The following is a 10,300-nucleotide window of genomic DNA, read 5'->3' as shown; positions in this document are numbered from 1 at the left end:
GAAGAGGCGACGATCTGGTCCCACAGCGGACGGAACTGGAACCACCCCGCGAGCTGCCCGCCGATCTGGGCGCGGACCTGCTCGGCGGTCTCCCGGTCGATCTCGTGCGGGGTGCCGGCGGCCATGGCCAGGAGTTGCGCCTGGCACGACCGCTCCATCGTGATGAACCACCACGCGGCGGCGGCGACCGACTGGCCGACGGTCAGCAGGCCGTGGTTCTTCAGGATCACGGCCTTCGCCGAACCGAGCGCCTCGCCGATGCGACGCCCCTCTTCGGTGTCGTTCACGACTCCGCGGTAGTCCGAGTAGAGGCCCTGGTCCTCGAAGAAGGCGCAGGCGTCCTGGGTGAGCGGTGCCAGCGGGATCCCGAGCGTGGAGAACGCCTTGCCGTGGAGGGAGTGCGCGTGCGCGGCGGCGACGGCGTCGGGGCGGGCCTTGTGGACCTCGGCGTGGATGCAGAAGGCAGCACGGTTCACCGGTCGCCTGCCGTGCAGGAGGTTGCCTTCGTGGTCGACACGGATCAGGTCGGAGACCTTGATCTGGTTGAAGCTCATCCCGAACGGGTTGACCCAGAACGTGTCCGGGAACTCGGGGTCACGGGCGGTGATGTGCCCGGCGACCCCCTCGGAGAACCCCAGCTTGCCGAAGACCCGGAAGGCGGCGGCGAGTTCCTGCTTGCGTACGTCGCGCTCTTCTTCGACCGAGAGCCCCATGGGCGGGAGCGGGAGATCGAAGTCGTCGGGGATCGGGCCGATGTTGGCCCGGATCAGGTCGAGTATCTCGGGGGCGTGGCGCTGAGTGGTCGTCATGGTCTTCTTCGTCCCTCTCGGTTGCGGAGATGCCGTCAGGAGGCCGTGGGCGTGGTGACGTCGACGCGTTCGAACTGCACTCAGGTCCGTTCGACCCTCACTCGCCTTCTCCCGCGGCGAGGATCAGGGAGGCGACACGCTGCGGCGCCTCCAGCGGGGGCCAGTGTCCGACGTCCGCGAGGGCATGGAGCGTCGCGTTCGGCATGCGCTCGGCGATCCGCTCGGCGATGTGCGCGCCCGAAACGGGGTCGAGCAGGCCCCAGATGAACGTCTTGGGCAGGTCGCTTCTCTCCATGGCGTCCACCCATCGGTCGCGGTGGGTGGTCCGGTCGTCGATGTAGCGGATCAGTCGGTGGGAGTTGAGGTGGCCGTCGGCGCGGCTCATGCCCTTCCACATCTCGGCCGTGTCGGCGCTCGGGTCGTAGCCCTCGGCGAATGTCGGTGCGAGGGCCGCGGCCATGAGCTCGGCGTTGAGCGCTGCGCTGAGCTGGGGGCCGATCTCGGGGTCGAGCAGCGCCGACTGGGCCGGTTCCGGTCGGTGGAGTTCCGGGTAGATGCCGCCGTTGAGCAGCGTCAGGCTCGTGATCTCTGTGTTCAACGACCCTTCGGTGCTGCGCGCGAGCAGCTCCTGCGCCACGGTGGTGCCGTAGTCGTGTGCCACGAGATCCGTCGAGAGCACCCCCTCGTGCCGCCACAACGCGACCACGAGGTCCGCCTGCTCATGGATCGAATAATCGTGATCGGCCGGCTTCTCGCTCGCGCCGAAGCCGAGGAAGTCCGGCATGAGGAGGGTGTGGTGAGCAGCGAGAACGGGTACCGCCTGCGCCCAGTCGTGCGACGAGCTGGGGAACCCGTGGAGGAGGGTCATCACAGGGCCGCTGCCGATCCGGAGAACGAACACCTCGCGGGGGACTCCGGCGACGGTGAGCCGGACCCGATCACCCTCGGACCACCATTGCTCGATATCGATCGTCGTCATGAGAGCCCTTCGAAGAGTGCGGGAAGGAAGCGGCGTTCCAGTTCGCCGTGCGGAAGTACGGTCGGCTCCACCAGGCTCTGCGCCAGTCCGCCTTCCCGGACGGCGACGACGAAGCGCACCAGCATGTCGAGATCCGCCTCGGTCACCTTGCTCGGTGCGGTCGCGAGGAGCGGTGCGATCAGCTCCGCGACGGCCGCCCGGATCGCCGCGTCGTGGCGAGCGAGCGCTTCGGCCGCCTCCGGATGCCGGATCGCGTAGAGGGTGAACTCGGTGGAGATGAGGAACCAGGTCCGTGTCTCCTCGTCCACGACGCTCGCCGACTCGATGAGCGTGGCGATCGGATGCTCGGAGACGACGGCCTGGTCCACGGCCTCCCCGAGCTGCTTGAGGACGATTTCGGAGCGGCGAGTGAACAGTGCGAGGAAGAGTTCGTCCTTGGACGCGTAGTTCGAGTAGAACGCGCCGGACGTATAGCCGGCCCGTGCGCACAGATCCGAGATCGAGACCCCGTGAAACCCATGCTCGGCGAACGCCTGCTCGGCCGCGTCGAGCAGCCGCTCGTTCGTCTCCAGTCGTCTCTTGGTCACGCGCTTCGTCATGCGTCCCACCTGTCCTCGTCACGGCGATCGACGACGTCGGATAGAGGTTCCTATCGGATAGAGGTTCCTATCCGATAGGAACCTCTATCCGATGGAGGAAGCTATCGGCTGAGGGCGGGTGCCACAAGACCCGTGGCAGCCGCACCCCTCATCCGGCATCTGATTGGCCCGACACCATCCACCGACCGAGTTTGTTCGGGAAGTGAACGCACAGCCCCTGGATCGTGGGCCGAGGCCGCGATGTGGCGAATGTTGGCGTGAAGTCTTGACGACATTCTGTGAGCCCGATTAACTCACCGCACCAATGCCGGAACGGGTTCCGAGAGCGCTCTCAGAGTCAACGCTCACGGGGAACCTCCTCTGGCGTGAGGACCCGTCAGTGCCGCGCCCAGGAGGCCCGATGCGTGTCACGATCGCCGATGTCGCCCGTGAGGCCGGGGTCAGCAAGACGACCGTCTCGCGGGTTGTCGACACCGGGGGTGAGGTCGACCGCTCCACTGCGCCACGGGTACGGGAAGTGATCGGTCAGCTCGGCTATGTGCCCAGCTCACGTGCGGTGGACCTGGCCCGTGGGCCGAGCCGCACGGTCGGCATGCTGGTGCCTTCGCTGACCTGGCCGCGGATGGGCGAGGTGCTCCAGGGCGTCGTCGACACCGTCGAGGCGGCCGGGTACGGGCTGTTGCTCTTCACCTGCAACCGGGGTGAGGAATCGGTCCTGCGCTTCACCGGCCAGGTGTCCGCGCGAGCCTTCGACGGCCTCCTGGTCGTGGAGCCCGAGAACACCATGGACACCATCGCCTCGCTCTACGCCCAGGGCCTCCCGGTCGTGCTGATCGACGACCGCGGTCACCACCCCAAACGTCCCTCTCCGTCGCCACTGCCATTCGCGAGGGAGGCGCAGCCGCCGCCCGGCGTCTGCGCGAGCGCGGCCGCACCAGTCCGCTGGTCATCGCCGGCCCCCACGACTCCGCACGGTCCTCCCGACCGAACTGGTCGTCCGCAACTCAGCCTGAACCCCGCCGGGTTGACCGGCCGCCCCGAGGCCCAGCACGACAACTGACGTCAGGAGCGAGCAGTTCATGAGAAACCGCCGATCAGGCAGAAGACACAGCGCCACGTATCTGGCGGCCACCGCCGTCCTCGCCGCCCTCCTTCCTTTGACCACCGCCACGGCCGCCGACGAGCCGGCGCCCGTCCCCATCGACCGCTTCGAGGGTGAGATCCCCTTCGCCCAGCCGCCCGCCGAAGGAATCTTCACCTGGGGCAGCGACGCCGACGACCACCCCACCCTGAAGATCGTCCCCCGCGAGGACGCCCCCGAGGGCGACAACGTCATGGAGGGCGCCTACAACGTCTCCGGCTGGGGAGGCTTCACCCACGACTTCGCCTTCGACCAGCCGGCCCACAATTGGACCGCCCACAAGGGCATCCGCTTCTGGTGGTACGGCCAGAACACCGCGCCGCTCCCGCCCGGTTCCGGCAAGCGCATCAACTTCGAGATCAAGGACGGCGGCGCCAACGGCGAGGCCTCCGAGCTGTGGACCACCTCCTTCACCGACGACTGGGAGGGCTGGCACCTCGTAGAGATCCCCTTCGCCGACCTCGTCTACCGCAGCGACTACCAGCCCGTCGGCGGCATCGACCAGGTCCTCGGCCTCGACAGGATGTGGGGCTACGCCCTCACCGTGCCGACCGGCGCCCCCGGCTCCTTCGCCCTCGACGGCATGGAGCTGTACGGCAAGGCCGACCCGGCCCTCAAGGCCGCCGTCACCACCGACAAGCCGGTCTACCCGGTCAAGGAGGGCGGCACGGCCAAGGTCGCGCTCGCCGTCAACACCACGGGTGCGGTGCCGCTGGACGAGCCGGTCACCCTCGACTACGAGGTCGCCGAGACCGACGACTTCAACGCGGCCAAGGGCACATACACCTTCCCTGCCGGTACGCCCTCGGGCGCCACCCACGAGATCACCGTCGGGACCAAGAGCGACGCGATCAAGCAGGAGACCGCTGAGACCGCTCCCCTCAAGCTCACCGTGACCGGGGCGAAAGCCCCCGCCGAGACCCCGGCCGTCGTGATCGACGCGCACGGCCTGCCGTACCAGGACAAGCGGCTCCCGGTGAAGAAGCGCGTCGCGGACCTGCTGTCCAGGCTGTCCCTGGACGAGAAGATCGGCCAGATGACCCAGGCCGAACGCCGCGCCCTCAAGCAGCAGGGCGACATCGCCTCGTACGCCATGGGCTCCCTGCTCTCCGGCGGCGGCTCCGTCCCCACCCCCAACACCGCCGCGGCATGGGCCGGGATGGTCGACTCCTACCAGCTGCGCGCCCAGGCCACCCGCTACCAGATCCCCCTCGTCTACGGCGTCGACGCGGTCCACGGCCACAACAACGTCATCGGCTCGACGATCAACCCGCACAACATCAACATCGGCGCCACCCGCGACCCCGAGCTCGCCGAGAAGACCGGTGCCGTCACCGCCTCCGAGGTCCGCGCAACCGGCATCCCCTGGGACTTCGCCCCCTGCGTCTGCGTGACCCGCGACGAACGCTGGGGCCGCTCCTACGAGGCCTTCGGCGAGGACGCCGCCCTGGTCGAGCAGATGGAGACCGTGATCCGGGGCATGCAGGGACGTGCCGACGGCAGCGACCTGGACCGCAACGACAAGGTCCTGACCACCGCCAAGCACTACCTCGGGGACGGCGGCACCGCATACGGCTCGTCGACCACCGGCTCGTACACCCTCGACCAGGGCATCACCACGGTCAGCAGGCAGGAACTGGAAGCCGTCCACCTCGCCCCGTTCAAGGAGGCCGTCAAGCGCGGCGTCGGCACCGTCATGCCGTCGTACTCCTCCCTCGACGTCATCGGCGACGACCAGGGCCCGGTCAAGATGCACGGCAACGCCGAAATGATCAACGATGTCCTCAAGGACAAGCTCGGCTTCAAGGGCTTCGTGATCAGCGACTGGCAGGCCATCGACCAGCTCCCCGGCGACTACGCCTCCGACATCCGTACGTCCGTCAACGCCGGCCTCGACATGATCATGGTCCCGACGAACTACCAGGACTTCACCCGCCTGTTGAAGACAGAGGTCGAGACCGGCCGGGTCGGCCAGGCACGTATCGACGACGCCGTCACCCGCATCCTGACCCAGAAGTTCCAGCTCGGCCTCTTCGAGAAGCCCTACGCGGACACCTCCGGCCTGGGCAAGGTCGGGTCGGCGGAACACCGTGCCGTGGCCCGCGAGGCCGCCGCCAAGTCCCAGGTCCTCCTGAAGAACGACGGCGACGTCCTGCCCCTCAAGCCGACCCAGAAGGTCTATGTCGCCGGCTCCAACGCCGACGACCTCGGCAACCAGGCAGGCGGCTGGACCATCTCCTGGCAGGGCTCCTCAGGCAGGACTACCGAAGGCACGACGATCCTGGAGGCCATGAAGAAGCAGGGCGGCGACGCCGTCACGTACTCGCGTGACGCCTCCGCCGCCACGGACGGCTACGACGTCGGGGTGGTCGTCGTCGGCGAGCAGCCGTACGCGGAAGGCATCGGCGACGTCGGCAACGGCCACGACCTGCTGCTCTCCGACGCGGACAAGGCCGCCGTCACCAAGGTCTGCGGTGCCATGAAGTGCGCCGTCCTGATCGTCTCCGGCCGCCCCCAGACCGTCTCCGACCAGCTCGGTGACATCGACGCCCTGGTCGCCTCCTGGCTCCCCGGCACGGAGGGCGACGGCGTCGCTGACGTCCTCTACGGGGCGCGCCCCTTCACCGGTCAGCTCCCGGTCACCTGGCCCAAGTCCGACACCCCGCTCCCGATCAACGTCGGCGACGCCTCGTACGACCCGCAGTACCCGTACGGCTGGGGCCTCACCACCAGGACCGACATCCCCAAGGGCGGCCAACTCACCCTCAGGGCCCTGCAGATCGCCGCCGCTGCCGCCGAAGAGGCCGGCCAGGGCAAGACGGCGACCGGCCGCGCCCTCGTCGGCAAGGCCCGTCTGATCGCCCAGGCCAAGGCCGCCGGCAAGATCACCGAAGCCTTCGCCAAGCCCTTCGCGGAAGCGGACCGGAAACTGTCCACCGGTGACCTGGACGGCGCGGTCAAGCTCCTGATCACCGCCTACCGGGCGGCGTAGCCGGTCGGGTCCTCCAGGAGCCACACGGCTCCTGGAGGACCCGGACACGACGGCCTTCAGGCGCCCGCGCCGCCGATCGCCTGGCCGTAGCGGAACAGGCCGGTGGGGTCGTAGCGGCGCTTGACCGCGACGAGGCGGTCGTAGTTGGAGCCGTAGTACGCGGTCTGCCACTGGCGCAGATCGGGGTCGGGGAAGTTGACGTACGCCGCAGAGGTCCGCAGGTCACGGCTCAGGATCCGGTGCATGACGCGGGTCTGGGCCAGCAGGTCCTGGACGACCTCGGGCGGGGTGGCGGGGGACCAATGGGCGCCGATGTCGATGACGAAGGTGGCGTCGCGGTGCGGGTAGGCCGTGTCGGAGGCGGTCGGCTCGCCGCTGCTGCCGCCCATCGCGAAGAGCGTGACGTAGCCGGCGTTCCCGGACGGCGCGCCGGGACGCCACGCGCGGACCCACTCGACGATGGACTCCACGGTTCCCGGGGCCAGCCACCGGTTCGGTACCAGGGACTTGGAGGCGCCGGCGCTTCCCGCTCCGGGCCGTTCCATGAGGTGGTCCTGGGCGTCCCAGAAGTGGCGCTGCTCGATGAACTGCTTGGACGGCCCGAGTTCGAGTACGGGGGCCAGCAGCCGCCGCAACTCGTCCTGCGTGCCCAGTCGCTGGCCCAGCAGGGCGATGGCGGCGGGCGTTCCGTCGCCGGGGTTCTTGAACCCGATCCGGATGTCGAAGTCGTTGCCGCCGTCGGAACGCAGGATCTCCTGGAGCACGTCCATCAGTCGGACCGCGACGGTCGGGTCGAAGGACAGCTCGAAGACCGTGGCCGCCTGATCGGCGACCGACGTCGCGTCGAAGACGAAGCCGGTGTTGACGCCGAAGTTGCCGCCCGCCCCGCCCCGGCAGGCCCAGAACAGATCGGAGTTCTCGGTTGCCGACGCCCGGACGAGCGAGCCGTCCGCGAGGACCACCCGTGTCTCGGCCAGCCGGTCACACGTCAGGCCCCACTTGCGGTCGTTGAAGCCCAGGCCGCCGCCGAGAGTGAGCCCGGCGACCCCCACTCCGGGGCAGCGTCCGCCGGGGAAGTAGAGGTTCGCGGCCCTCGCGGCGTAGACGTCCGAGTTGGTGGCCCCGCCGCCCAGCAGGAGCCGGGTGCCGTCGACTGCCACCGAGCTCATCCGGCGCAGGCTGATGAGCAGGCCGCGGGTGGTGGAATATCCGGCGTAATTGTGACCGCCGGAGCGCGGTGCGAAGGGCAGGCCGTGCGCCGCCGACCAGCGTACGGACGCCTGCACATCGCCTTCCGTCGCACAGGCGACGATGCCGGCCGGCAGTACGCCCGCGTAGCGGAGGTTGTCCGGAAGGGCCTGCCGCCGGTAGTCCTCGCTCGTCGGGCGATACAGCGTCGCGCCCGGGCTCAGGCTGCCGGCGAGGGCGCGCCAGGCCGCACCGTCGGGACCGTGGCCGCGCGGGGATCCGGTCACCTCGGCCGAGGCGGCGGCGTGCCCTCCCGCCCAGGCTGTGGTCAGGCCGAGCGCTGTCGCCTGAGCTCCCCTTCGAAGTACGGTCCGACGGCTGACGCTCACGGTGCTTCCTCTCTTCGGCGACCCCCGAGACCTTCGGCATGGCATGGCACGAGGGCATGGTCGTAGGCCCGAGGCAGCGTCCGTCGCAGCGATGAGCACGGCCCCCGGCGTGGATCATGCTGTCGGAGCGCCCCTAGGAAGGGGAGTACGGCGCACCAGGGCGTGGCCGGTTCACGCGAGCGCTCGCGCATGTGGGTGTAGAGGCGAATCGGCAGGGGTGCCCCCGCGGAGCGCCTGCCCATGCGGGGCCGGTGACAAGGGGACGATGACGCCCGGTTCCGCTGCACGCTCCCGGCGGCCTCGTGCTGCGACGCGACCTGGACGGTGAGGGATCCGTGGATGAGTGACACCCTGCTCGAAGGTCCGGACATGCCCGTACCCCGGAGGCTGCGCCGGCGACTCGCGCCGCTGTACGCGGCGGCCTTCCTGCAGAACGTCGCGCTGTGGGTGCCGGTGGAGAAACTCTTCATGACCGACATCGGCTTCGACGCGGCCGGCGTGGGCGTCATGGCGGCCGTGTACTCGGTGGTGGTGCCGATCTTCGAGGTGCCGTCCGGCCTGCTCGCCGATCGGTGGAGCCGTCGCGGCGTGCTCGTCCTCGCGTGCGTGGCAGCGGTGGCGAGCGTCGTGATCGGGGGATTGAGCCAGAACGTTCCGACGTACATGGTGGCGGCCTTCTTCCTCGGGATCTTCTTCGCCATGCAGTCGGGGACGCTGGACTCGATGGTCTACGACACCGTGCTCGAGGAGACCGGATCCAGCGACGCCTTCGAGCGGGTCATCGGGCGGGTACGGCTGATGGAAAGCGTCGCCCTCGTCGCGAGCGCACTGGCCGGCGGCGCAATCGCGGACGCCCTCTCCCTGCGGGACACGTACTTCCTCACCGTGCCGCCGCTCGTTGCGGCGACCGTCGCGGTGTACCTCTTCCGCGAACCGCGGCTCCACAAGGCCGAGGAGGCCGAGCCGCTGCGCCGTCAGATCGCGACCACCTACCGCGTACTGCTCCAGCGCGGCCGGCTTCGTCTGGTGATCACACTGACGGTCGCCGGTGCGCTGCTGATGCAGGGCATGCTGGAGTTCGGTCCGCTGTGGCTGGTCGCGCTGGCCGTCCCGGCGTTCTGGTACGGACCGCACTGGGCGGCCCTGACCTCGGCGCTCGGCATCGGCGGTCTGCTCGGAGCACATGCCTGGATGAGGCGACGCCGGCCGGTGACGTTCCTGTCCGCGCTGATGGTGGGCTGCTGCGTGGTGCTCGCGACCAGCAACACCGCGGCGCTGGTGATCGTCGCCCAGGTGCTTCTCACCCTCACGGTCGTCGCGGTGAGCATTCCGGTGATGCACCAGCTGCACGACGCGGTGCCGTCGACCGTTCGCGCCGGAGTCGCGTCCGGCGTCAGCACCCTCACCTGGCTCGCCTTCGTGCCCTTCGCGCTGGTCATCGGGTTCGTCAGCGACAGAGAAGGTGTCGGCGACGCGGGCTGGGTGTTCGGCGGGGTCGCGGTCGCGTCGGGGATCCTGATGATCGTGGTGCTGCCCGCGGCGCCGGCGCCTCCGGCGGCCGTGCCCGCCGCGAGGGCACCGGAGCCCGCGTTCCCGGCGGACCGGTTCCTCCCGGACGACGACCCACAATGGCCCGGCCACTGGGCGGTGCCGCCGGTCGCCTGGGAGACGTCCGGCCTCGACCTCGACAGTGACGAGGTCCTCGCCGAAGTACGCGCCGTGATCGTAGACATGCCCGCGGAATTGCGGCGGGTCATCGTGTTGCGGGATGTCCAGGGCCGGTCGCCCGCCGAGGCCGCCCAGATCATCGGCATCAACCCCGAGGACGAGAGCCGCCGTCTCAATGAAGCTCGTGCGCTGGTACGAGCCCGGCTGGAGCGGTACGTCGAGGAGAGGGCGTCGTGATGGCCGGGGCAGAGCAGCAGAACGGCGACGCGGACGAAGCCGACCAGCGGTGCATCGAGTTCGTGGAACTGATCACCGCCTATCTCGACGGCGCCCTACCGCACCGCTCCCGCCAACGCATCGACGCGCATCTCGAAACCTGCGCAGGCTGTCGGGCGGCGCTCGCCCAGTGGCGAACCGTGGCCGCGCTCGCCGGACGACTGAGCACGGCGGACGTCGCGGACCTCGACCCCTACGTGCGTGAACGGCTCATGGCGACATTTCGCGAGGCACGCCGACGCTGATTGCGTTTCGGTGG

At 69.4% G+C, this 10,300-nt stretch carries 7 protein-coding genes and 1 pseudogene; 4 read left to right on the top strand and 4 right to left on the bottom strand.

Features of this window, described 5'->3' with window-relative positions; all coding sequences use genetic code 11:
• The 3 genes from VIU94_RS30660 to VIU94_RS30650 form a co-directional block, all read right to left on the bottom strand.
• Positions 1-809 (bottom strand): class II aldolase/adducin family protein (locus VIU94_RS30660; protein ID WP_414721040.1); only part of this gene is annotated, 809 nt, incomplete at its 3' end.
• A 97-nt stretch (positions 810-906) separates the two neighbouring features.
• Positions 907-1,788 carry an alpha/beta fold hydrolase gene (locus tag VIU94_RS30655; RefSeq protein ID WP_331916298.1) on the bottom strand — a complete coding sequence of 294 codons (882 nt, stop codon included), beginning with the start codon at positions 1,786-1,788 and terminating at the stop codon, positions 907-909.
• On the bottom strand, positions 1,785-2,387 hold the full coding sequence (locus VIU94_RS30650) for a TetR/AcrR family transcriptional regulator (protein ID WP_331916296.1): 603 nt from the start codon (positions 2,385-2,387) through the stop codon (positions 1,785-1,787). The genes VIU94_RS30655 and VIU94_RS30650 overlap by 4 nt, the downstream gene beginning before the upstream one ends.
• Positions 2,388-2,787: 400 nt before the next feature.
• On the opposite strand from VIU94_RS30650, the pseudogene VIU94_RS30645 reads away from it, so the two are divergent.
• Together VIU94_RS30645 and VIU94_RS30640 are read left to right on the top strand one after the other, a co-directional pair.
• Positions 2,788-3,347 (top strand): annotated as a pseudogene (locus VIU94_RS30645) (LacI family DNA-binding transcriptional regulator); the annotation flags it as partial.
• A 119-nt stretch (positions 3,348-3,466) separates the two neighbouring features.
• A complete protein-coding gene (locus VIU94_RS30640; RefSeq protein WP_331916294.1) occupies positions 3,467-6,520 on the top strand; it encodes a glycoside hydrolase family 3 N-terminal domain-containing protein in 3,054 nt (1,017 codons plus the stop codon).
• A 56-nt stretch (positions 6,521-6,576) separates the two neighbouring features.
• Here VIU94_RS30640 and VIU94_RS30635 read toward each other — a convergent pair whose 3' ends face one another.
• Positions 6,577-8,097 (bottom strand): FAD-binding oxidoreductase, encoded by a 1,521-nt coding sequence (locus tag VIU94_RS30635; protein WP_331916293.1) that lies wholly within the window; start codon positions 8,095-8,097, stop codon positions 6,577-6,579.
• A gap of 339 nt (positions 8,098-8,436) precedes the next feature.
• On the opposite strand from VIU94_RS30635, the gene VIU94_RS30630 reads away from it, so the two are divergent.
• Complete coding sequence (locus VIU94_RS30630; RefSeq protein WP_331916291.1) at positions 8,437-10,002, top strand: MFS transporter; 1,566 nt, start codon at positions 8,437-8,439, stop codon at positions 10,000-10,002.
• Complete coding sequence (locus tag VIU94_RS30625; RefSeq protein ID WP_331916289.1) at positions 10,002-10,286, top strand: anti-sigma factor family protein; 285 nt, start codon at positions 10,002-10,004, stop codon at positions 10,284-10,286. Before VIU94_RS30630 ends, VIU94_RS30625 begins: the two co-directional genes overlap by 1 nt.
• The last annotated feature ends 14 nt before the right edge of the window (positions 10,287-10,300 follow it).

The sequence above is a fragment of the Streptomyces sp. genome (genome assembly GCF_036566765.1).
In the GTDB taxonomy this organism is placed as follows: domain Bacteria; phylum Actinomycetota; class Actinomycetes; order Streptomycetales; family Streptomycetaceae; genus Streptomyces.
Note: the sequence above shows the minus strand (reverse complement) of the source record. Positions and strands in the feature narration are given on the sequence as shown.

Coding starts and splice junctions, on each gene's coding strand:
- VIU94_RS30625 (WP_331916289.1), top strand. CDS start 10,002: ATGGCCGGGGCAGAGCAGCAGAACGGCGACGCGGACGAAGCCGACCAG.
- VIU94_RS30655 (WP_331916298.1), bottom strand. CDS start 1,788: ATGACGACGATCGATATCGAGCAATGGTGGTCCGAGGGTGATCGGGTC.
- VIU94_RS30630 (WP_331916291.1), top strand. CDS start 8,437: ATGAGTGACACCCTGCTCGAAGGTCCGGACATGCCCGTACCCCGGAGG.
- VIU94_RS30650 (WP_331916296.1), bottom strand. CDS start 2,387: ATGACGAAGCGCGTGACCAAGAGACGACTGGAGACGAACGAGCGGCTG.
- VIU94_RS30640 (WP_331916294.1), top strand. CDS start 3,467: ATGAGAAACCGCCGATCAGGCAGAAGACACAGCGCCACGTATCTGGCG.